Source organism: Streptomyces gilvosporeus (genome assembly GCF_002082195.1).
In the GTDB taxonomy this organism is placed as follows: Bacteria; Actinomycetota; Actinomycetes; order Streptomycetales; family Streptomycetaceae; genus Streptomyces; species Streptomyces gilvosporeus.
In genome coordinates this window covers 1,571,658-1,593,334 of the sequence record NZ_CP020569.1, presented here as the reverse complement: position 1 = coordinate 1,593,334, position 21,677 = coordinate 1,571,658, and the positions used below count along the sequence as shown (strand labels likewise).

Here is a 21,677-nt window from a genome sequence, read left to right as displayed (position 1 = left end):
GCTGCTACCTCGGGAAAACGTTCTCCGGGAATTTCGCCCATCGACCGGCCGAATGTCAACGGAGTGTGAGGCATGTGACCTGCTACTCATCGGTACGGACGGGCCGGAGGGGCGGTGATAACGTTTGCCGCCACCCGAGCCCGACCCGGGTCCCGACCGAGCGCAAAGGGGCGCAGCAGCGTGGCCGAAGTGACCCTGAAGGACGTCGCACGGGCGTCCGGCTGCTCGGTGGCCACCGTGTCCCGCGTCCTGGCCGGCACCCGCCCGGTCGGCGCCGAAACCGCCCGCACCGTACGCGAGGCCGCCGCACGCCTCGGCTACCGCCCCAACCAGGTCGCCCGCGCCCTGCGCAGCCGCTCCACCGGCACCGTCGGCCTGGTCCTGCCGCAGATCACCAACCCCTTCTTCCCGTCCCTGGTACGGGAGTTGGAACACGCCCTGCACGCCGAGGGCCGCGCCGTCCTGCTCGCCGACTGCGACGACGACCCGCTGACCGAGGCCGCCCGGATCGGCGCCCTTCTGGACCGGCAGGTCGACGCCCTGCTGCTGATACCGGCCGACGAACACCACAGCCGGGACGCCGTCCTGGAGGCGGCCGCCCGCGTCCCGCTCGTCCTCCTGGACCGCGGCTGCGGCCCCGGCGTCGCCGACTCCGTCGCCGTCGACAACGCCGCCGGAACGGCCCTCGTCCTGGAACACCTGGCCGCCACCGGCCGCCGCCGCCCCTGTTTCATCGGCGCCGCCGGAACCGCGTCCACGGCCGTCGAACGGCGGGTGGCCTACGAGACCGGCGCCGCCGCCTTCGGCCCGCAGGCGCCCGGCCGCACCGAACTGGGCGACTTCTCCGTCGCCTGGGGCCGCGCCGCCGTCGACCGCCTGTGGCCCGCCCGCCCGGACGCCGTCGTCTGCGCCAACGACCTCATCGCCGTCGGCGCCCTCCAGCGGCTGCGCCAACTGGGCGCCGACGTACCCGGCGAGGTCGCGGTCACCGGCTTCGACGACATCCCCCTGGCGGGCCTGGCCGACCCGGCCCTGACCACCGTCCGCCAGCCGGTCCCCGAACTCGCCGCCGAGGCCACCCGCCTCCTCACCCACCGCCCCGCCGGCTCCGCCTCCCGCCGGACGGTACGTCTCACGCCCGAACTGGTGGTGCGGGCCTCCAGCGCCGAGGGCTCACGCTGAACACAGGAGCAGGCCCTAGGGCCTTTCCGACCCTGACCCATCGGACAGGCCCTAACCCCGCCGCAGCACCCCGCGGATGAACGCCGCCTGCCCCACGTGCTGGAAATCGTCCGCGAGCACGCTGACCAGCCGCACCCCCAGCGTCACCGGTGGCGCCCAGCCCTCGTCGACGACCCGTTCCAGGTCCTTGACGTGCAGCTCCTTGAGATAGCGCACCGTGTTGTCGTACACCGCGCCGTGATAGCCGTTCAGGAGCTGCCGGCCGATACCGGAGACGGCCGCCACATCGTCGGGGGAGTGGCCGAAACCGGTGTCGAAGTCCGCGAACGGCAGCCCGAACCGCTCGTACCAGCCCTGCGCGGTCCAGATCTGCTCGGTGCCGGCCGCATCGGCGAGGTGGTCGTCCTGGATCCGGGTGAGGTGCCAGACGAGCCAGCCGATGGAGTTGGCCTCGTCCTCGATACGGGTACCGAGTTCGGCGGTGCCGAGCCCGGAGAGCACATCGTCGACGCTCTCCCGGATACGCCCGAAGGCATCGATGAGCAGGTCGGTGCTGGCGGTCATGACGGGCTCCTTTCCTCGGGGCCTCCTCGGGGCTTTCGGTGGATCCTCCGGGCCTTTTCGGGGCTTCCTCCGGGTTTCCTCCGGGCTTCATCGGGTGGGGTAGCCGGACGTGGCGGGGAGGTCCAGCCAGCGGGTCGTTCCGGGGGCGACGGTGAACAGCCGCCCGCCGAGCCGCACTTCGACCGTCCCGTTCCCCAGGTCCGGTACGGCCACCCGGACCCGCTCGGCGCGCAGCTGGAGCCCGATGTCCCAGTGCCGCCGGTAGCGGATCCGTACCGCGAACTTCGAGAGCTGGGGGAGCGGTGCCGGCGCCAGCCACAGCGCCTCGTCGCGGGTCTCCAGGCCGGTCATACCGCGCTGGACGAGGTCCAAGGTGCCCGCCATCGCACCCAGATGGATGCCCTCGGTGGTGGTCCCGCCCTGGAGGTCGGCGACATCGCCGGTCAGCGCCTCCTCGCAGTACGACCAGGCGTCGGCGTGCCGCACCCGCGACAGTACCCAGGCGTGCACCAGCGCGCTGAGCGTCGAGCCGTGGGCGGTACGGGAGAGGTAGTAGGCGACGGTGTTGCGCCAGAGGTCGTCGTCAAGGGTGTAGCCGAGCCGGCGGAAGACCTCGGTGAGTTCGTCCGGTGAGAAGAGATAGCCGAGCATCAGCACATCGGCCTGCTTGGACGCCTGATAGCGGTTGACGGTGTCGCCCTCCGCCTCCAGGATCCGGTCCAGCCGCCGGATGTCGCCGTAACGCCTGCGGTACTCCGCCCAGTCCAGCTCCGCCAGTTCCTGATAGCCCGCGAACTGGCTGATGACGCCGTCGTGGTGGGGCACATGCAGCCCGTGGGCGACATCGTCCCAGCGGGCCAGGTCCTCGTCGCGCAGATGCTCGCGCTCGCACAGCTCCCGGCGCAACGCCTCGGGGAGCTCCTGGCTCAGATCGAGCGCCCGCATCAGCACCCAGGCGGCGGTGACATTGGTGTACGCGTTGTCGTCCAGCCCTGGTTCGGCCGCGCCCGGATAGGCGTCGTGGTACTCGTCCGGCCCGACGACCCCGCGGATGCGGTACCGGCCGAGCGCCGGGTCCCACTGCGCGCAGTCCGCCCAGAACCGGGCGATCTGCAACAGCATCTCCGCGCCGTGGCCGTAGAGATACTCCTTGTCGCCGCTGGCCTGGCAGTACTGCCACACGTTGTAGGCGACGGCCGAGCCGACGTGGTGCTGGAGATGCGAATGGTCCGGCAGCCAGCGTCCCGAGCGGGGATTGAGGTGCAGCTGCTGGGTCTCCTCCCGGCCGTCGCTGCCGCTCTGCCACGGGTACATCGCCCCCGCCCGGCCGACCTCCCGCGCCGACCGGCAGGCCGCGGGCAGCCGCCGGTGACGGTAGTCGAGCAGCGCCCGGGAGACCTCCGGCAGATGCAGGTTCAAAAACGGCAGCACGAACAGCTCGTCCCAGAAGACATGGCCGCGGTACGCCTCGCCGTGCAGCCCGCGGGCCGGGACGCCCACGTCCAGTTCGGCGGTGTGCGGGGAGAGCGTCTGGAGCACATGGAACAGATGCAGCCGCAGGATCTCGCCCGCCTCCCCGGGCACCTCCAGCTCCGCCCGCTGCCACAGGCGCTCCCAGGCGGCCCGGTGCGTGGCCAGCAGCCGCGGGAACTCCGGGGCCGCGAGCGCACCGTCCACGGCCGCCTCCAGCGGGCTGCCGATCGCCGGGTCGCGCGAGGTGTAGAGCGTGACCGTCTTGTCGACGACGGCCCGCGCCCCGGTCCCCAGGACCGGCAGCCGCAGCCGCTGGCCGATCCCCGCGGCCGTGTGCGCGGTCGTACGCGGCGGCACGCCCCGCCCCGAGCCCACCTGGATCCGGGCGGCCAGCGCGATCCGGACGTCCGAATCGACGGTGCGGCAGTTCAGCCAGACGATGTCGGACCCTTCGCGCCCGCATTCCCAGTCGCCGAGGTGCCGGCTGGCCAGCTCCCGGTAGCGCGCCACCCCCTCGTTACGGACATCGCCGTCGATCCCCGTCGACACCTCGACCTGGCCCGCCCAGCCGTCGGCGGTGAACAGCGTGCGCAGAGCGGCCAGATGAGGATCTTCCATATGGACCAGCCGGGTCTGCTTCACCTTCAGCCGGCGCCCGTCCTCGTCCTCGTACGTCGACCAGCGCGTCAGCGTGCCGTGCCGCAGGTCCAGCGTCTGCCGGTACTCCTTGAGCTGCTCATGATCCGGGGAGAGCCACGGGCCCGGAGGCGCGTCGTCGGGGCGGATGCGGTAGCGCAGCGGCAGCCAGTTCGGCAGGTTGACCATGTCCTCGTTCTCGATCTCCCGGCCCGCCACCGTCGAGGTCAGCCGGTTGTAGCAGCCCGCCGCATAGGTGCCCGGGTAGTGCGACGGGCCGGCGAGCGTCTCGGTGGCCGCGCCCCGGGTGGCGAAGTAGCCGTTGCCCAGCGTGCACAGGGATTCCCGCAGCCGCTCCGCCTGCGGGTCGTAGCCCTCGTACGACCACGTCCAGCCCGAGTCCATCAGCCCTCCCCGGAGGTCAGCAGTTCGCCCACATCGGCCACGACCAGATCCGCGCCGCTGCGGCGCAGATCGGCCGCGCGGGCCGGGCTGCCCGTGCGGTCCACGCCCACCACCAGCCCGAAGCCGCCCCGCCGTCCGGCCTCGACGCCGGCCAGCGCGTCCTCCACCACGGCCGCGTCCCGGGCCGGTACCTCCAGCCGCCGGGCCGCCTCCAGGAAGAGCGCCGGATCCGGCTTGCCCGGCAGCCCGAGGCGGTGCGCCTCGTTACCGTCCACGACGGTGACGAGCAGCGCGAGCACCCCCGTCGCCGACAGCAGCTCGGTCGCATGCCGGGAGGCGGAGACCGCGGCGCACGGCACCCGTTCGCGCCGCAGCACCTCCAGCAGCCGCACCGTGCCCGGCCAGACGGCCACGCCGTCCGCGCGCACACCGGCCGTGAACAGCGCGTCCTTACGGGCCGCGACCGCCCGCACGGTCCCCGTCCCCGGCGGATCGTCCGCCTCCCCCAGCGGCAGCCGCAGCCCACGGGAGGCGAGGAACGCGGCCGCCCCGTCCTGCCGCGACCGCCCGTCGACATACGTCAGATACTCGCCCACCGGATCGAACGGCTCCTGCCCGCCGGCGGCCTCCAGGGCGGCGTCGAAGGCGCCCTTCCAGGCGGCCGCATGCGCCCGCGCGGAGTCGGTGATCACCCCGTCGGTGTCGAGGACCACGGCCCGCAGCGAACGCAGGCACGCGGCGGGCGACGGCGCGCCGCTCATGTTGACGCATCCCTTCGTCAGCCGGGCCGTTGCCGGATTCCCGTGCCGGACTGTCCCTCCATGGCACCACGACTTCCGGCGGGCGGCGCGCCCGCGGACCCGGGGACGGTCCGGGCGGTCAGCAGCCCCTGTCCAGGCCCTCCCAGCGGTCGGCCAGGGACGTCAGCAGACGCATCAGGTCGGCGCGCCGCTCGTCGTCGTACGGCTCCAGGAGACGTTCGGTCAGCCCGCGGGCGCGCTCGTGGACGGCGCGCAGGGTCCGTTCGCCCTCATCGGTCGGATACAGCAACTTGCGGCGGCCGTCGGCGGTGTCGGGACGGCGGACGAGCAGACCGCGGTTCTCCAGCCGGCGGGCCACATCCGCCATCGTGGAGGTGTCCAGCGCCACCGCCGACGCCATCGACCGCTGGTCGCGCCCGGGAGCCGCGTGCACGGCCGTCAGCACCGCGAACTGCGGCCCGGTGAGCGTCGCGTCCACCGCGCGTGCCCACAGCGCGACATACGCCTGGTGGAGCCGGCGCACCTGGTAGCCGGGCGCGTCGGTGAGGGCCTGCGGAACCGCGGGCGCGGGGGCGGGGGCCAGGTCGGGGACAGCGGTCTTGTCAGCCATGGGAAGACTCAACCACGCGGCGTCGGCGGACAACCGGCTCCTCGACCAGGGTCGGATGATCACCCAAGCAGCGGGGGCGGATGTATCGGATGTCCCGCGAAACGTGCGTGGTCAGCGGGCCAACTCGGCCCCCGGGGAAGAGAAGTGACCTCCGGTCCGTACGGGCCGGGGGCCACCCGCGCCGGCTCTGCCGAGTTGTTCTCGGCGCGCGCCGTGTTCACTGCGACGGGTAGATGTCCCCGCCACCCATGCTGCTCTCCTGCTCGGTCTGGCTCTGGAGCCTGCGTGCCTTCTCCTGGAGGCGCTGCCGTTCCTTGGGGTCCGTGGTCTTCTCCGCGGCCTCGGTCAGCTGCTGGGCCTTCTCGCGCATCTGCTGGAGACGCTGACGTGCTTCGTCCGTAGCGCCCATGATCACTCCTTGGTCGTGGGCGAAAGTCGCCCTACCTCATCTCTCAGCCAACCAGGCTCCGCGGCCCCCGGCATGTCGAAGAATCGCCCCCTGTGACCGACCCGCTACCCGTCCGTCGGCCACCCCTTGCGCCGGGCCAGTTCGGCGCAGGCGTGCAGAAAACCGGGCACCGCCGGATGCTGCTGGTCATCCCGCCAGACCGCGTCGATCCGCAGGCCGGGGCGGGGCTCGGCCAGCGGTACGAGCGTGATGCCGCGCGGCAGCTGATGGGCCAGCGACGCCACCACGAGGTTGACCCCGCGCCCGGCGGCGATACCGGCCCAGGCGTTGGAGCCCGAGGCGGTGTCGTCCAGCACCGGCCGGAAGCCCGCCTCCCGGCAGGCGTCGACCACGGCGTCGAAGTAGCCGGGCGCCATCTCCCGCGGCCACAGCTGGAAGGTCTCGTCCCGGAGCCGTGCGAGCGCCACCTCCTCGCGCCCGGCGAGCGGATGGCCGTCGCCGACCGCCACCCTCAGCTCCTCGCGCCGCACGGTCCGCTGCGCGAGCCCCTTCGGGTAGCCGGTGCGCGGCGCGAGCGCGATATCGCAGCGCTCCTCCCGCAGCGTGCGGCACACATCCGCGGCGAAGATCTCCCGCGTCTCGACCTCCAGCCGCGGATACTCCTCCGCGAGCAGCGCGGTCAGCGCCGGAAGGGTCTCGTACACGGCGCTGACCGTATAGGCCACCCGCAGCCGGCCCACCTCCCCGGCCGCCACCGCCCGCGCATGCCGCGCCGCCCGCCCCGCCGCCGCGAGGATCCGCTTGCAGTCGGCCAGATACGCCGCCCCGGCCGCGGTGAGCTCGACCCGGCGCGAGGTCCGCTCCAGGAGCCGTACGCCGAGGATGTCCTCAAGCGCCCTGACCTGCTGGCTGAGCGCCTGCTGGGCGACATACACGTCGTCCGCGGCGCGGGTGAAGCTGCGCCGTTCGGCCACCGCCACGAAGTACCGCATCTGCCGCAGTTCGGGTTCCATACCGCCGCATCGTAGGTCGGCGCACCGGCCCCGTCGACAACCCCGGCTTGTCGATCGACAACAAGCTCCGCTTGTTGACGGGGAGGGCCGCTCGTAGCGTGGAAACCCGACCTTTGCTCATCCGTCGACCGACCCGGGCGCCGTGCGCGCCGGCAAGGAGCGCTCCGCATGACGACCGAGTACATCCGCTACCGCATCGCCGACCCGGAGCGGCGCGCCGCCTTCGAGAAGGCGTATGCGGCCGCCGCCGAACAGCTCGACGCGGCGCCGGAGTGCCTGGGATACGACCTGGCGCAGGGCGTCGAGGAGCCCGAGCGTTACATCCTGCGCATCGAATGGACCTCCGTCGAGGACCATCTGAAGGGCTTCCGCGGCGGCCCGCTCTTCGGCGACTTCCTCGACCGCGTCCGCCCGTACATCGACGACATCGAGGAGATGAAGCACTACGCGCGCACCGCGGTGGCCTCCGCGCCGCGGGCCGCGACGCTGTACGAGGCCGTGGGCGGCATCGGCGCCCTCCGCCGCCTGAGCGACACCTTCTACGCGGCGGTCCTCGCCGACCCCGTCCTGGCCCCGGTGTTCGCCCACTTCACGCCCGAGCACCGCGAACACGTCGCCGTCTGGCTCGCCGAGGTCTTCGGCGGACCGGCGGACTTCACCGCCACGGCCGGCGGCCACCAGGGGCTGCTGCGCGCCCATCTGGGCCTGGCCGTCACGGACGAACAGCGGCTGCGCTGGCTGGAGTTGATGTCCGGCGCCGTGGACAGGGAGCTGCCGCCCGACCCGGCGCTGCGCCGCCGCGTCATGGAGTACTTCGACTGGGGTACCCGTATCGCCCAGGACGTCTCCCGGCAGCCGGACGGCGCGGACCTGGGCGAGCCGGGGGCGACGCCGCGCTGGGGCTGGGAGAAAGACGGCGGGAACGAGACCGCATGAAGGGGGCGGTGTGCGGGGCGCGGCGGCCGGTGGCGGGCCCGCCGGGCGTCGCTGTCCACAACCGCCGGACCCGGGGCGGCTCCGGGGCGTACGCTCGATTTCGTGACGTCGAATCCCTTCTTCCAGCCGAGTGAACTGCCCTACGAACTGCCGCCGTTCGCGCACATCCGGCAGGAGCACTTCCTGCCGGCCTTCGAGCGCGGGATGTCCGAGCAGCTGGCCGAGGTGGCGGCCATCGGCGCCGAGACCGAGCCCCCGACCTTCGAGAACACCGTCGAGGCGCTGGAGCGCAGCGGCGCCGTGCTCGGCCGGGTGCGGCGGGTGTTCAGCAACAAGGGAAGCTCGGACACCGACGCCGCCTTCCAGGCCATCGAGGCCGAGACAGCCCCCCGGCTGGCCGCGCACGACGACGCCCTGCTCCTGGATCCCGCCCTGTTCGCCCGGCTCGACGCGCTCCATGCGCAGCGCGAGCAGCTCGGCTTGGACGAGGAGCAGCTGCGTGTCCTGGAGCGCCACCACACCCTGCGCGTCCGGGCGGGGGCCCGCCTCACCCCGCAGCAGCAGGCGCGGCTGCGGGAGCTGAACGGCGAAATCGCCTCGCTGTGCACGCAGTTCAAGCAGAACCTGCGCGCGGACACCGCCGACGCCGCCGTGGCCGTGGAGAGCGCGGCGGAGCTGGCCGGACTACCCGAGGACGAGATCGCGGCCGCCGCCGAGGACGCCCGGGCCCGGGGCCGCGAAGGGTTCCTGCTCAGCCTGAAGAACTTCTCCAACCAGACCCAGCTCGCCTCCCTGGCCGACCCCGGCCTGCGCGAGCGGCTGCTCGCCGCCTCCCTGGGGCGCGGTCTGGTCAGCAACGGCCCGGTCGCCGTCCGGCTGGCCACCCTGCGCGCCGAACGCGCCGCGCTGCTCGGTCACCCCAGCCACGCCGCCTGGGTGGTCGCCGACGGGACCGCGGGCACCACCGAGGCCGTCGAGGAGATGTTCGCCCGGCTGATCGGCCCGGCCGTCGCCAACGCCGAGCGCGAGGGCGCGGCGCTGGCCGAGGCCGCCGGGGTGGACGGGATCCGCGCGGCCGACTGGCAGTTCTACTCCGAGCGGATCCGCAAGGAGCGCTTCGCCGTCGACGCGGCCGCGCTCCGCCCGTATCTGGAGCTGGAGAAGGTGCTGTGGGACGGCGTCTTCCACGCCGCGGAGCTGGTCTACGGCATCACCTTCGCCGAGCGCCGCGATCTGGAGGCCCACCATCCCGACGCCCGGGTCTTCGAGGTGTTCGAGGCGGACGGCACCCCGCTCGGGCTCTACGTCGCCGACTTCTTCGCCCGCGCGTCCAAACGCGGCGGCGCCTGGATGGACGCCCTCGTACCGCAGTCCCGGCTGCTGGGCCACAAGCCGGTGGTCATCAACAACCTCAACATCGCCCGGCCGCCGGCCGGCGAGCCCGTGCTGATGACCTGGAGCGAGGTCACCACCCTCTTCCACGAGTTCGGCCACGCGCTGCACGGGCTCTTCTCCGACGTGCGCTATCCGCTGCTGTCGGGCACCAGTGTGCCGCGGGACTTCGTGGAGTTCCCCTCCCAGGTCAACGAGATGTGGGCGGAGCGGCCCGAGGTGCTGGCCCGTTACGCCCGGCATCACCGCACCGGCGAGCCCATGCCGTCCGACCTGCCGGCCCGGCTGCGCGAGGCGGAGGGCTTCGGCGTCGGCTTCCGGGTGGTGGAGCATCTGGCGGCCGCGCTCCTCGACTGGGCCTGGCACACCCTGCCCGCCGACGGTGAACTGCCGGACGCGGACGGCGCCGAGGCGTTCGAGCGGGCCGCGCTGGAGCGCTACGGCGTCGCCCTGCCCGCGATCCCGCCGCGCTACCGCACGGGCTACTTCGCCCATATCTTCGCCGGCGGTTATGCGGCCGGGTACTACGGCTACCGCTGGGCCGAGGTGCTGGACGCCGACACCGTGCGCTGGTTCGGGGAGAACGGCAAGACGGTGCGCGAGAGCGGCGAGATCTTCCGCCGCGAACTGCTCGGCAGGGGCGGCAGCGTCGATCCGATGGCGGCGTTCCGTGCCGTGGTCGGCCGCGATCCGGATCTCGGACCGCTGCTGGCCCGGCACGGCCTGACGACCGGCTGAGGCCGAGCGGGGCCGCGGCGGGCGCGTCTACCGCACGCGTTCCGCTTCGGCCTCCTCCTCCTCGGGCAGTTTGACGTCGCTCACCGCGGTGTTGACCTCGACCACCTCGAAGCCGGTCATCCGCTCGACGGCGAGGATCACGCTCTCCCGTACGGCACCGGCCACTTCGCGGATGATCTCGCCGTACTCGACGATCAGGTCCAGATCGACCGCCGCCTGTTTCTCGCCGACCTCGACCTTCACGCCGTGCACGGTGGTGGACGGCCCTCCGGGGACGCGTTGCCGCAGTGCCCCGACGGACCGGGAGAATCCGCTGCCCAGCGCGTGGACGCCGGGGACGTCCGCGGCGGCCAGATAGGCGACCTTGGCGACCACGACGTCGGCGATGGTCGTCTTACCGCGGTCCTGGATGTCGGTCATGGCGCATCATCCTTTCGACCCGTCAGCCCGGTCGCCGCAGCAACTCTTGGACATCGTCCGGCACCAGGGGCGACACATCGACCCCGGCGTCCTCGCCCAGGTCCCGCAGCGCCCGCACACACGCGGTCTGAATGCTGCGGTCGTCGTCGGTCACATGCCGGATGAGGAGTTCCACGGCACCGGGATCGTCCTCCGCGGCCAGGCGGGTCAGTCCTTCGACGGCCGTGGTGCGCAGGGTGATTTCCTCCCCGACGGTGGAATAGGGGTAGGCGTATTCCGGGGTGCGCTCGGGCGGGATGGGCGTGGTCAGTATCGTCTCGAACACCTCCGTGGCGGAGGTGATTTGGAGGTCGGTGAGCACCTGGACGACGCCCCAGCGGTCGGGATAGGCGGACTCCGGCAGGGTTTCCCAGCCGCGCCGCAACACCGCGGTGACTTCGTCGTCGGGGTAGCGGTGCAGGGTTTCCAGGGCCTGTTGATAGCCCTCCACGGTGCATTCGACCGTATCGCTCAGGGCCTCCACGGCACGCATGGCCTCACCGACCGCCGCGCCGAGGCGGCCGCTGTCGGCGGCGAAGCCCCATCGCTGTCCGTATTCCATGACCATGAAGTTGCCGTCCCTTCGAGCAGAGGCTTTTGGAGAGGGCATTTCGAGAAGACACATTCCTCTCCATGCTTTGCGCAGGGGATCGCCATCCGCAACCGCGCCGGAGGGACCCCACCGGGTGCCGCGCTGCGCTCGCCACGGGCGCCACGCCGTGGTAAGGCCTGCCCGATGGGTCATGGCCGGGGCCGCGGCGCACGGCGGCCCGCCTCACACCCGGCCGTGGGACTTCTGGGCGCGGCGCGAGAGCGAGTCGATGACCACGGCGACGAGCAGCACCCCGCCGGTGATCATGAACTGGACGGCGGTCTGGATGCCCATGAGGGCCACACCGGAGGCGATCGACTGGATGACCAGCACCCCCAGCAGCGCGGACCAGGTGCGGCCGCGGCCGCCGAACATGCTGGTCCCGCCGATGACCGCGGCGGCGATGGCGTCCATCAGCAGATTGCCCGAGCCCGAGGTCTGGCTGGCCGAGGAGACCCGGGAGGCCAGGAACAGGCCGCCGATCGCGGCCATGGTGCCGGAGATCATGAAGACCGAGATCCGTACCAGGTCGACGTTGAGGCCGGTACGGCGGGCGGCCTCGACGCTGCCGCCCAGAGCGAAGATCATCCGGCCGTAGCGGGTACGGCGCAGTACGCAGTCCAGGCCCACCAGGAAGGCCAGGAAGATCAGCAGCGCCAGCGGCAGGCCCTCGAACTGGTTGAGGACCCACGCCACGACGAGGGTGACCGCGCCGAGCAGGGCCGTACGCCAGACGATCCCGCGCAGCGGGCGGTACGGTACGCCGGCCGCCTGCCGGCGCCGGGTGTCGTGGTACGAGGCGAGGAAGTACCCGGCGGTGCCGAGCGCCGCCAGGCCGTAGGCGGCGGCGACATGGGTGAAGTAGTGGCCGGTCAGCATGGCGACCAGGCCCTTGTCGGAGAGGTTGATGGTGCCGCTGGTACCCAGGATGTAGAGCATCAGCCCGTTCCAGCCCAGCAGTCCGGCGAGGGTCACCACGAAGGACGGCACGCCGACCTTCGCGAAGAAGAAGCCCTGGACGGCGCCGATGGCGGTGCCGGCGAGCACGGCCAGGAGCACCGCGAGTCCTTCCGCCATCCCCCGGTTGACGTTCAGTACGGCGAAGGCGGCCGCCGCCAGTCCGCTCACCGACCCGACCGAGAGGTCGATCTCGCCGAGCAGCAGGACGAAGACGATGCCGATGGAGATCAGGCCGGTGCCGACGATGTCCACGCTGAGGTTGGAGAGGTTGCGCGGGGAGAGGAAGTTGGAGTTGAGGGCCTCGAAGATGATCCAGACGATGAGCAGGCCGAGCACGACGGGGGTGGAGCCGAGTTCGCCGCTGCGGAAGCGGCGGCCCAGGGAGGCGGCGGCGCCCCGTACCCGGTGCCCGAACGGCCCCGGCGGTCGGGGCGCGCCATCGGCCGGCTTGTGGTTTCGCGGAGTCCAGGTGCGGCTCACAGCTCCAGCTCCCACCCGTGTGTCTGACGGCGTGTGACGGCGTTGTCGGTGGCCCCGGTGATGGAGGAGATGATCTGCTCGTGCGAGGTGCTGGTCACATCGAAGAACCCGTTGTTGCAGCCCAGCCGCAGCACCGCCACCCAGTCCGCGACGGCCTTGACATCGCCCATGTTGTGGCTGACCAGCAGCACTCCCAGCCCGCGTTCCCGCAGCTGGTCGACCATGTCCAGGACCTGGGAGGTCTGCTCGATGCCCAGGGACGCGGTCGGCTCGTCGAGCAGGACCAGACGGGGCGCGCCCAGCAGCGAACGGGAGATCGCGACGGTCTGCCGCTGGCCTCCGGACAGCGAGGCGACCGGCAGTCGGACACCGGGCATCCGGATGGCGAGGGTGTCGAGCAGCTCCAGGGTGACGCGCTCCATCTCCACCTCGTCCAGCACACCCGAGCGGTGAATCTCCCGGCCGAGGAAGAGATTGCCGACGACGTCGAGGTTGTCGCAGAGCGCGAGGTCCTGGTAGACGGCGGCGATGCCCATGTTCCGGGCGTCGTGCGGGCGGGTGATGTGGACCGGACGGCCGTCCCACTCGATCATGCCCGCATCGGCCGGGGCGACCCCGGCGATCACCTTGACCAGCGTCGACTTGCCCGCGCCGTTGTCGCCCACCAGCGCGACGACCTGCCCGGCGCGGATCTCCAGCTCGACGTCCCGGAGGGCCTGGACGGCGCCGAACCGTTTGAAGATCCCGTGCAGCGCCAGCAGCGGCGGAGCGGACATGGACACCGCCTTACCCGGTGAGGCCGGCCTTCGCGCAGGCGGCCGCGTATGTGGGGGTGCAGATCTGATGGACCGTGTACATCCCGTCCTTGACGAGGGTGGCCTTGATGTTGTGCACGGTCACCGCGATCGGCGTGAGCAGCACGGCCGGAACGCCCCGCGTCGTGGGGCTGTTGACCGTGTGCCGGGTGATGGGGGCCAGGCTCTTGCCGTGGACCAGTGCGACGGCCATGTCGGCGGCGGCGTTCGCCTCGTACACAAAGGGCTTGTAGACGCTCATGTACTGCTCGCCCTGGACGATGCGCTGGATGGCGGAGAGCTCGACGTCCTGCCCGGTGACCGGCGGCAGCGGCTGCATTTTGGCGGCCTTCATCGCGGAGATGACGCCCGCGGCCAGACCGTCGTTGGCGGACAGCACCCCGTCGATCCGGTCGGCGCCCAGGGCCGAAATGGCGCCGGACATATTGGTGTGGGCGACCTCCGGCCGCCATCCGGTGGTCTCGTACGCCTTGCCGATGCGCACCCTGCCGCGCAGCACGTCCAGCGCGCCCTGCTGGAACCACCGGGAATTGGGATCGCTGAAGTCCCCGTTCATCATGACGATCTGGCCGCCGTGCGCCCTGGCGCCCATCGCCCGCAGCAGCTCCCGGCCCTGGAGCCGGCCGACCTGGTTGCCGTCGAAGGAGACATAGCCGGAGATCGGCCCCTCCGCGAGACGGTCGTAGGCGATGACCTCGACGCCCGCCCGGTGGGCGTTCTCGATGGAGTGGCGCAGGGATTTGGAGTCGACGGCGTCGAGGATCATCACCTTGACCCCCTTGGTGATCATCGCGTCGACCTGCGCCTGCTGCGTGGCCACATCGTGCTGCGCGCTGGCGAACTCCACCCGGCAGGCCGGGCACCGCTCATGGATCCGCTTCTCGATCAGCGGCTTGTCGAACTGCTGCATCCGGGAGGTGTAGTCGGGCAGCAGCAGACCGATCGTCAGGCCGCCGGCCGGGTGCTCGTGCGAGGCGCCCGCCTCACGGGCCAGTCCGCAGGCGCCGGCCCCGACCGTCAGACACAGCCCGGCCAGGACGACGACGGCGTGCCGGATGCCGAGGCCCATCTCAGCCGCCCTCCTCCGCGCTGCCCCGGGCCGGCCGCTCCCGCGGCGACACCGCGATCTCGCTCCACACCTGCTTGCCGCCGCTGAGCGGCACCGAGCCCCACACCAGCGACATCGCCTCGACGAGCAGCAGCCCGCGGCCGCCGGTCGCCTCCCAGTCCACGCTCCCCGGTTTGACCGGGGCCCGCGGCGAGGCGTCGTTCACGGCGATCCGCAGCCGGTCGGCGGCCAGCGTCAGATCCAGCCGCACCTCGCCCTGCGTATGCGCAATGGCATTGGTGACCAGCTCGGACACCACCAGCAGCGCCACATCCATCTCCTGGGTCACCTCCCAGGAGCGCAGGGTGCGCGCGGTGAACCGGCGGGCGTGCATCACCGCGTCCGGCAGCCGCCACACCGCCCAGCGGGCCCGGGTCGGACGCACCTCCATCCCGTCGTAGCGCAGCACCAGCACGGCCACGTCGTCGTCGCGGCGCTTCGCACTGCCCAGCAGCTCATCGGCCATCCGTCCGGCATCGGACGGATCCGCCGCCCCCAGCACCTCGCGGACCTTGCGCAGCCCCTCCTCCACCGGAAGGTGCGCCGACTCGGCCAGGCCGTCGGTCAGCAGCGCCAGCACGGTGCCGGGCGCCAGACCGACCTCGGTCAGCGGGAACTCCCCGTCGGCGACCACCCCCAGCGGCGGGCCGCCCGCGATGTCCATCTCCTCCGTACGGCCGTCGGGATGCCGCAGCAGCGGCGGCAGATGCCCGGCCCGTACGAACCAGGCGATGCCCTCCTCCATGTCCAGGTCGACATAGCAGCAGGTGGCGAACAGATCCGTCTCCATGCCGACCAGCAGCCGGTTGGTGTGCGAGACCACCACATCCGGCGGATGGCCCTCCACCGCATACGCCCGGATCGCCGTGCGCATCTGGCCCATGATCGAGGCCGCGCCCGCGCTGTGGCCCTCCACATCGCCGATGACCAGCGCCACATGCCCGTCGGACAGCGGAATGACGTCGTACCAGTCGCCGCCCACCTCCAGGCCCACGGTGGCCGGCAGATAGCGGGCGGCGGCCACCCCGCCCGCCAGCTTGGGCAGCTTGCGCGGCAGCAGGCTGCGCTGGAGCATCGTGGTCAGCTCGTGCCCGGCGTCCAGCGCCCGCGCCCGCACCAGCGCCTGACCCGCCAGCCCCGCGGTCGCGGTCAGCAGCGAGCGCTCCTCCGGCCCGAACCGGTGCTCCTCGTCCCAGCCGACCAGGCACACCCCGGCCATCCGGCCGTCGGCCGGCAGCGGCAGCACGGCCAGCCCGCCGGGCCCGACACCCGCCAGACCCGGTTCCAGGGCGGCCCCCGGGGGCCACAGGGCCACCTGCCCGGCCCGCACCGCGGCCTCCAGCGTGGGCAGCCGGTGACAGGAGGTGTCGGGCCACTCGGAACGCCATTCGCTGCGCCATTCCTCGGGCCAGGCGTCGGGCTCGGGGGGATCGAGGACCGTGACCACGAACCGGTCGGCCTCCAGTTCGGCGACCGCCACCCGGGACGCGCCCAGCGGCACCCGCAGGGCCGCGACCACCACCCGGCTCACGTCCCGGATGGTCGTCGCCCCGGCCAGCGCCGCCGACAGTCGCCGCACGATGGCGACCTCGTCGGCACTGGGCCGCAGATAGGCGGCATCGGCGACCACACCCAGCACCCGCTCCGGCGCCCCCGTGGCGGCCATCAGCACCTGGCAGCGCAGGCTCAGCCAGCGCAGCTCGCCGTTGGGGCGGCGGATCCGGAACGACAGCTGCTGGCCGGGCGTGGGCAGCCGGTCCGGTTCCACGATCGCCATCAGCGCGGGCACGTCGTCCGGCGCGGTCCGTGCCAGCAGCGTCTCGACCTGCCCGTCGAACCCCTCCGGCGGAATTCCGAACAGGGCCAGGACCTGCGCATCCGCGGCGATCCGCCCGGTGCCCAGGCCCAGGGTGAACGCGCCGCCCCGCAGCGTTTCCAGCCCCGGTCCCAGTCGCCCGCCGCCGGCCCCCTTCGCCCGCCCCAGGTCCCGCGCGGCCACCGCCTCCAGCCCCGCCGCGACCTGGTCGGCATGCAGCTCCAGCAGGCGGCGCCGGTCCGCGCCGAAGGCGTCCGGGCGCTTGTCCACGACCACCAGACAGCCCAGCCGCTGGGTGTCCCCGCCCAGCGGCAGCACGCCCATCGACCCGACGGTCGCGCTCTCCTCGGGCCCCAGCCACAGCGGCACCCCGGTACGGAAGGCCGTGGCCACGGGGGAGTCGCCGGACCGTGCGCAGTGCGTCGGCAGTCCGTACGGGAGGCCCCAGCCCCCGGCCGTCCCGGCCAGCTGAAGATCGCCGTCCCCCTCGGCATCGGCCGGCACATAGACGGCGGTCAGCTCGGCCCCGGAGAACCCAAGGACCCGCGCGGTCACTGCCTGCACCGCCTCCGTACGCGGGAAGCCGTCGTCGTAAGCCACGGTCGCCGTACCTGCCCTCGGGGCCGGGGCGGACGGACCCGGCCCCACCTCATCGGACATGTCACCATTTACCGCTTCTTCTCCATGGTGCGGCATCGGGGGAGAGGGGAGCTAGTCGGGAACGTCCAGGCTGAGTTCGGGGAACGGCCGGGATCAGCCGGGTACCAGGACCGCAGCCCCGTGCACCCGGTCGGCCGCCAGGTCCGCCAGCGCCTGCGGAGCGCGGCTGAGCGGGTACGGGCTGACCGTGACCCGGATGCCGATCCGCGCCGCCGTCCGCAGGAACTCCCGGCCGTCCTCGCGCGTATTGGAGGTGACGCTGCGCAGATTCCGTTCGTAGAAGAGGTGGCGCTGGTAGGTGAGCGGGGGGATGTCGCTGAGATGGATACCGGCCACGGCCAGCGTGCCGGACCGGTCCAGGGCCGCCAGGGCCACCGGCACCAGATCGCCGACCGGCGCGAAGAGGATCGCCGCATCCAGCGGTTCGGGCGGGCGGCCGTAGGCATCGCCGGCCGAGGACGCGCCCAGGCCGAGGGCGAGTTGACGCGCCTGGGCGGACCGCGTCAGCACATGGACGGTGGCGCCCTCGGCGAGGGCGACCTGCGCGGCCAGATGCGCCGACGCCCCGAAGCCGTAGATCCCCAGCCGTCCGCCGGGCGGCAGCGCGCTGCGCCGCAGCGCCCGGTAGCCGATGATCCCGGCGCACAGCAGCGGCGCCAGCTGGGTGGCGTCGCGGTCGCCGGGCAGGGGATAGGCGTAGTCCGCGGGCAGCAGGGCCGCATCGGCGAAGCCGCCGTCGGCGTCCCAGCCCGTGTAGCGCGACGTGGGACACAGGTTCTCCCGGCCCGCCCGGCAGTAGCGGCAGGTGCCGCAGGTCTCCCGCAGCCAGGCCCCGCCGACCCGGTCGCCGACGTCGAAGCCGCTCACGCCGCTGCCGGTCGCGGCCACCCGCCCCACGATCTCGTGCCCCGGCACGGTCGACGGCCGGTGCGGCGCCAGGTCCCCCTCCGCCAGATGCAGATCCGTACGGCACACCCCGCACGCCTCCACCCGCACCGCCAGCTCGCCCGGACCGGGCTCGGGAAGCGCGCGCCGCACCGTCACCAGCGGTCCGGAGGCCACCGGTCCGGGCCGTTCGACGGCCCAGCCGGAGACGATGTCCGGAAGCTGCGGACCGGCACCGGATGCCATGTCTCCAGCCTGCTGCCGCCCGCTACGGCGGGCAAACGGGCCCCGCCCCGCTGTCCCGGGCCGCCCTCAGAGATCCGCTTCCTCGCCGATGTACAGCCCGGCGAACGCCTCCGCCGCCGAGCGCGAGCCCAGCAGCCGCCGCAGCCGCGCCGCGGCCGTGCCCGCCCGGAAGCGGTCGCCGGACGAGGCGCCGTGCAGCACCTCCGACAGCCACTGCGAGAACTCCAGGTACTGCCAGACGCGCCGCAGACACGCCTGCGAATAGTCGGCGAGGCCGCTGCCGTCCCCCTGGTAGTGCGCGATCAGCGCCTGTGCGAGCAGCAGCGCGTCGTTGATCGCCAGATTCATGCCCTTCGCCGCTATCGGCGCGACCAGGTGTGCCGAGTCCCCGGCCAGATAGAGCCGGCCGTACGCCATCGGCTCGACCACGTAGTTGTGCATGTCCAGGACCACTTTCTCCACCAGCGGCCCCTCGGCCGGCGGCGGGGCACCGGCGGCCGCGAGCCGGGTGCGCAGCGCGTCCCAGATGCGCGCGTCCGACCAGTTCTCGGCCCGTTCGCCGGGCTCGACCTGGAGGTAGTAGCGGGTGATCTCGGGGCTACGGGCCATATGGGCGCCCAGCCCGCTCTCGTGGATGCCGAAGACCACCCCCTCCGCGGACGGCGGCGCCGCGGCGAGCAGCGCGAGCCAGGCCACCCCGTGGTCGTGCCGGGTCAGCACCGTCCGGCCGGCGGGTATCGCCGCCCGGCTCACCCCGCGCGCCCCGTCGCACCCCGCGATCAGCTCGCACTCGATGCGCTGCCGCTCGCCGGTGACCGGATCGCGGTAGCTCACCGCGGGCCGCTCCCCGTCCACGTCGTGCAGCCGCACCTCCCGTACGCCGAAGCGGATGTCGCCGCCCGCGGCGTCCGCGTACGCCGCGACCAGATCGGTCACCAACTGCGGCTGCGGATAGACGAAATGACGACTGCCCGACAGTTCCGCGGTGCGTATCAGATGCCGCTCGCCGCCGAAGCGGAACTCGAACTGCGCCTGGGTCTCGGCGCGTTCGAGCACCCGGTCGGCGAGGCCGTGACGGGCCAGCGCGCGGACCGCCCACTCCTCGATGAACCCGGCGCGCGGCCGCCGCTCGATGAACTCGCGGCTCTCCGCCTCCAGTACGACGCAGTCGATCCCGGCGCCGCGCAGCAGATTCGCCACGGTGAGCCCGGCGGGACCGGCGCCGATGACGACGACGCGGGTGCGGGTGGGCGCGGGGGAGGGGGACGTCACGTCGGGAGTTCCCTTCGGGGTACGCGTGCGGGGCACGGCGGGCCGGGGCGTGGGGGCGTGGCGGGATCAAGATCGTACGCAGGGCCCCGAACACCTCCGGCGGCGGGGCCCAAAGTGCCCGGACCGCAGGCCCGTCGGGCCCCCGAGCACCCGGACGGCATGCCGCCGTACATCCCGCCGACACGGCTGCGTACCCTGACCCAGGCCGTCTCGCCGATGGCCGAGAGCCTTCGCACCTACGCAAGAGTCTTCGTACATACGACAGGAGCACCCCATGGCCACCCCCGCCCCCGCCGACGATGCCCCCGGGGCCCCGCCGCGACAACGGATGCGGGCATGGATGCTGGAGGGCCTGGCCGACATGGCCAAGCACCAGCAGGGCGGTCAGCCCGAGCAGCAGAGCGCCCACAAGGGGCAGCGGTGGTGGCGGGTGATGTGCCTGACCGGTGTCGACTACTTCTCCACCCTCGGCTACCAGCCGGGCATCGCGGCCCTCGCCGCCGGTCTGCTGTCACCCGTCGCGACCATCGTCCTGGTGATCGTGACGCTGGCCGGTGCGCTGCCGGTCTACCGGCGGGTGGCGGAGGAGAGCCCGCGCGGACAGGGTTCGATCGCGATGCTGGAGCGGCTGCTGTCGTTCTGGAAGGGCAAGCTGTTCGTCCTGGCCCTGCTGGGATTCGCCGCCACCGACTTCCTGATCACCATCACCCTGTCGGCCGCCGACGCCTCCACCCACCTCGTGGAGAACCCGCATCTGACCGGTGTCCTGCACAACCAGCAGATGATCATCACCCTGATCCTGGTCGCCCTGCTCGGCGCGGTCTTCATGAAGGGCTTCCTGGAGGCGGTCGGCGTCGCCGTGGTCCTGGTTGCCCTCTACCTCGGCCTCAACGTCGCGGTGGTCGTCGTCGGACTGTGGCATGTGGCCGAGGCGCCGCATGTCGTCACCGACTGGTCCCAGGCCCTGACCGCCCAGCACGGCAACGTCGTCGCCATGGTCGGCGTGGCCCTGCTGGTCTTCCCCAAGCTGGCGCTGGGCATGTCGGGTTTCGAGACCGGCGTGGCGGTCATGCCGCATGTCGAGGGCGACGCCGACGACACCGAGCAGCGCCCCACCGGCCGCATCCGCGGCACGAAGAAGCTGCTCACCACGGCCGCCGTGATCATGAGCGTCTTTCTCATCCTCACCAGCTTCGTGACGACCCTGCTGATCCCGGCCGACGCATTCAAGCCGGGCGGCCAGGCCAACGGCCGCGCGCTCGCCTACCTCGCGCACGAGTACCTGGGCAACGCCTTCGGCACCGTCTACGACATCTCCACCATCGCGATCCTCTGGTTCGCCGGTGCCTCGGCGATGGCCGGACTGCTCAATCTGATGCCGCAGTATCTGCCGCGGTACGGCATGGCCCCGCACTGGGCGCGGGCGGTCCGCCCGATGGTGCTGGTCTTCACCCTCGTCGCGTTCCTGGTGACCTGGATCTTCAACGCCGATGTCGACGCCCAGGGCGGCGCCTACGCCACCGGCGTGCTCGTCCTGATCAGCTCCGCCGCCATCGCCGTGACCATCGCCGCCCACCGCGCCCGCCAGCGCGGCTGGACGATCGGCTTCGCCGCGATCTCCGCGGTGTTCCTCTACACCACCGTCGCCAACGTCATCGAGCGGCCCGACGGCGTCAAGATCGGTGCCTGTTTCATCGCCGGCATCATCCTCATCTCGCTGCTGTCGCGGCTTCGCCGCGCCTTCGAGCTGCGGGTGACCAGCGTGGTCCTCGACGAGACCGCCGAACGGTTCCTCCGCGACGCCGCCCGGCGCGGAATCCGCCTCATCGCCAACGAGCCCGACCAGCGCGATGTGGCCGAGTACCGCGACAAGCTCCAGCAGATCCGCAGCGACAACGACATTCCCTGCGACGACGACCTCATCTTCGTCGAGGTCACGGTCGGCGACCCGTCGGAGTTCGAGAGCGAGCTGCGGGTCCGCGGCGAGGTCCTGCACGGCCGCTACCGGGTGCTCTGCCTCGACAGCTCCACCATCTCCAACGCACTGGCCGCGCTGCTCCTGCACGTACGGGACCTCACCGGGCAGCGCCCGCACATCTACTTCGAGTGGACCGAGGGCAACCCCTTCGCCCAGTTCCTGCGCTTCTTCCTCTTCGGCCAGGGCGAAGTCGCCCCCGTCACCCGCGAGGTCCTGCGCGAGGCGGAGCCCGACCGGGAACGCCGGCCCCGCGTCCACGTCGGCTGAGCGGTCGGCGCGCAGGCGCC

General features: G+C 72.4%; 18 protein-coding genes. 4 read left to right on the top strand and 14 right to left on the bottom strand.

Annotation, left to right across the window (positions count from 1 at the left end):
- The first annotated feature begins 180 nt into the window (after positions 1–180).
- Complete coding sequence (locus tag B1H19_RS06995; RefSeq protein WP_083103750.1) at positions 181–1,182, top strand: LacI family DNA-binding transcriptional regulator; 1,002 nt, start codon at positions 181–183, stop codon at positions 1,180–1,182.
- A 51-nt stretch (positions 1,183–1,233) separates the two neighbouring features.
- Here the strand turns inward: B1H19_RS06995 and B1H19_RS06990 are convergent, their stop codons facing one another.
- The 6 genes from B1H19_RS06990 to B1H19_RS06965 form a co-directional block, all read right to left on the bottom strand.
- On the bottom strand, positions 1,234–1,746 hold the full coding sequence (locus B1H19_RS06990; protein WP_083103749.1) for a mycothiol transferase: 513 nt from the start codon (positions 1,744–1,746) through the stop codon (positions 1,234–1,236).
- 87 nt (positions 1,747–1,833) lie between these two features.
- Entirely contained in the window at positions 1,834–4,260 is a 2,427-nt protein-coding gene (locus B1H19_RS06985; RefSeq protein WP_083103748.1) for a glycoside hydrolase family 65 protein, read from the bottom strand.
- Complete coding sequence (locus B1H19_RS06980; protein ID WP_083103747.1) at positions 4,260–5,021, bottom strand: HAD family hydrolase; 762 nt, start codon at positions 5,019–5,021, stop codon at positions 4,260–4,262. Before B1H19_RS06980 ends, B1H19_RS06985 begins: the two co-directional genes overlap by 1 nt.
- Positions 5,022–5,139: 118 nt before the next feature.
- Positions 5,140–5,631 (bottom strand): MarR family winged helix-turn-helix transcriptional regulator, encoded by a 492-nt coding sequence (locus B1H19_RS06975; RefSeq protein WP_083103746.1) that lies wholly within the window; start codon positions 5,629–5,631, stop codon positions 5,140–5,142.
- A gap of 217 nt (positions 5,632–5,848) precedes the next feature.
- Positions 5,849–6,040 carry a DUF6381 family protein gene (locus B1H19_RS06970; RefSeq protein ID WP_083103745.1) on the bottom strand — a complete coding sequence of 64 codons (192 nt, stop codon included), beginning with the start codon at positions 6,038–6,040 and terminating at the stop codon, positions 5,849–5,851.
- A 104-nt stretch (positions 6,041–6,144) separates the two neighbouring features.
- Complete coding sequence (locus tag B1H19_RS06965) at positions 6,145–7,053, bottom strand: LysR family transcriptional regulator (protein WP_083103744.1); 909 nt, start codon at positions 7,051–7,053, stop codon at positions 6,145–6,147.
- Between the two features lie 168 nt (positions 7,054–7,221).
- Between B1H19_RS06965 and B1H19_RS06960 the strand changes: the two genes are divergently transcribed.
- Both B1H19_RS06960 and B1H19_RS06955 read left to right on the top strand, forming a co-directional pair.
- The gene (locus B1H19_RS06960; protein WP_083103743.1) at positions 7,222–7,989 is read left to right on the top strand and encodes a group II truncated hemoglobin; all 768 of its coding nucleotides are present in this window, start codon (positions 7,222–7,224) and stop codon (positions 7,987–7,989) included.
- A gap of 102 nt (positions 7,990–8,091) precedes the next feature.
- On the top strand, positions 8,092–10,119 hold the full coding sequence (locus B1H19_RS06955) for a M3 family metallopeptidase (RefSeq protein WP_083103742.1): 2,028 nt from the start codon (positions 8,092–8,094) through the stop codon (positions 10,117–10,119).
- Between the two features lie 27 nt (positions 10,120–10,146).
- Here the strand turns inward: B1H19_RS06955 and B1H19_RS06950 are convergent, their stop codons facing one another.
- From B1H19_RS06950 to B1H19_RS06915, 8 genes are all read right to left on the bottom strand, one after another.
- Positions 10,147–10,539: an Asp23/Gls24 family envelope stress response protein gene (locus tag B1H19_RS06950; RefSeq protein ID WP_083103741.1), complete on the bottom strand. Its 393-nt coding sequence runs from the start codon at positions 10,537–10,539 to the stop codon at positions 10,147–10,149.
- Positions 10,540–10,561: 22 nt separating this feature from the next.
- Entirely contained in the window at positions 10,562–11,140 is a 579-nt protein-coding gene (locus B1H19_RS06945) for a HEAT repeat domain-containing protein (protein WP_159028024.1), read from the bottom strand.
- 213 nt (positions 11,141–11,353) lie between these two features.
- Positions 11,354–12,610 carry a sugar ABC transporter permease gene (locus tag B1H19_RS06940; protein WP_418361429.1) on the bottom strand — a complete coding sequence of 419 codons (1,257 nt, stop codon included), beginning with the start codon at positions 12,608–12,610 and terminating at the stop codon, positions 11,354–11,356.
- Positions 12,607–13,386, bottom strand: a complete 780-nt coding sequence (locus B1H19_RS06935; protein WP_083109466.1) for an ATP-binding cassette domain-containing protein — start codon at positions 13,384–13,386, stop codon at positions 12,607–12,609. The genes B1H19_RS06940 and B1H19_RS06935 overlap by 4 nt, the downstream gene beginning before the upstream one ends.
- A 10-nt stretch (positions 13,387–13,396) precedes the next feature.
- On the bottom strand, positions 13,397–14,494 hold the full coding sequence (locus B1H19_RS06930; protein ID WP_083103738.1) for a sugar ABC transporter substrate-binding protein: 1,098 nt from the start codon (positions 14,492–14,494) through the stop codon (positions 13,397–13,399).
- A gap of 1 nt (position 14,495) precedes the next feature.
- A complete protein-coding gene (locus tag B1H19_RS06925; protein ID WP_418361507.1) occupies positions 14,496–16,904 on the bottom strand; it encodes a SpoIIE family protein phosphatase in 2,409 nt (802 codons plus the stop codon).
- Between the two features lie 198 nt (positions 16,905–17,102).
- Complete coding sequence (locus B1H19_RS06920) at positions 17,103–18,140, bottom strand: zinc-binding alcohol dehydrogenase family protein (protein ID WP_083103736.1); 1,038 nt, start codon at positions 18,138–18,140, stop codon at positions 17,103–17,105.
- A 66-nt stretch (positions 18,141–18,206) separates the two neighbouring features.
- Positions 18,207–19,412, bottom strand: coding sequence for a 4-hydroxybenzoate 3-monooxygenase (locus tag B1H19_RS06915; RefSeq protein WP_083103735.1), 1,206 nt, complete (start codon positions 19,410–19,412; stop codon positions 18,207–18,209).
- A gap of 274 nt (positions 19,413–19,686) precedes the next feature.
- On the opposite strand from B1H19_RS06915, the gene B1H19_RS06910 reads away from it, so the two are divergent.
- The gene (locus tag B1H19_RS06910) at positions 19,687–21,657 is read left to right on the top strand and encodes an APC family permease (RefSeq protein ID WP_083103734.1); all 1,971 of its coding nucleotides are present in this window, start codon (positions 19,687–19,689) and stop codon (positions 21,655–21,657) included.
- Positions 21,658–21,677: the final 20 nt, after the last annotated feature.

Excerpts from the sequence above, each read along its gene's own strand:
- B1H19_RS06990 (WP_083103749.1), bottom strand. The coding sequence starts at position 1,746 with ATGACCGCCAGCACCGACCTGCTCATCGATGCCTTCGGGCGTATCCGG.
- B1H19_RS06985 (WP_083103748.1), bottom strand. The coding sequence starts at position 4,260 with ATGGACTCGGGCTGGACGTGGTCGTACGAGGGCTACGACCCGCAGGCG.
- B1H19_RS06980 (WP_083103747.1), bottom strand. The coding sequence starts at position 5,021 with ATGAGCGGCGCGCCGTCGCCCGCCGCGTGCCTGCGTTCGCTGCGGGCC.
- B1H19_RS06975 (WP_083103746.1), bottom strand. The coding sequence starts at position 5,631 with ATGGCTGACAAGACCGCTGTCCCCGACCTGGCCCCCGCCCCCGCGCCC.
- B1H19_RS06970 (WP_083103745.1), bottom strand. The coding sequence starts at position 6,040 with ATGGGCGCTACGGACGAAGCACGTCAGCGTCTCCAGCAGATGCGCGAG.
- B1H19_RS06965 (WP_083103744.1), bottom strand. The coding sequence starts at position 7,053 with ATGGAACCCGAACTGCGGCAGATGCGGTACTTCGTGGCGGTGGCCGAA.
- B1H19_RS06960 (WP_083103743.1), top strand. The coding sequence starts at position 7,222 with ATGACGACCGAGTACATCCGCTACCGCATCGCCGACCCGGAGCGGCGC.
- B1H19_RS06950 (WP_083103741.1), bottom strand. The coding sequence starts at position 10,539 with ATGACCGACATCCAGGACCGCGGTAAGACGACCATCGCCGACGTCGTG.
- B1H19_RS06945 (WP_159028024.1), bottom strand. The coding sequence starts at position 11,140 with ATGGAATACGGACAGCGATGGGGCTTCGCCGCCGACAGCGGCCGCCTC.
- B1H19_RS06935 (WP_083109466.1), bottom strand. The coding sequence starts at position 13,386 with ATGTCCGCTCCGCCGCTGCTGGCGCTGCACGGGATCTTCAAACGGTTC.
- B1H19_RS06930 (WP_083103738.1), bottom strand. The coding sequence starts at position 14,494 with ATGGGCCTCGGCATCCGGCACGCCGTCGTCGTCCTGGCCGGGCTGTGT.
- B1H19_RS06920 (WP_083103736.1), bottom strand. The coding sequence starts at position 18,140 with ATGGCATCCGGTGCCGGTCCGCAGCTTCCGGACATCGTCTCCGGCTGG.
- B1H19_RS06910 (WP_083103734.1), top strand. The coding sequence starts at position 19,687 with ATGGCCACCCCCGCCCCCGCCGACGATGCCCCCGGGGCCCCGCCGCGA.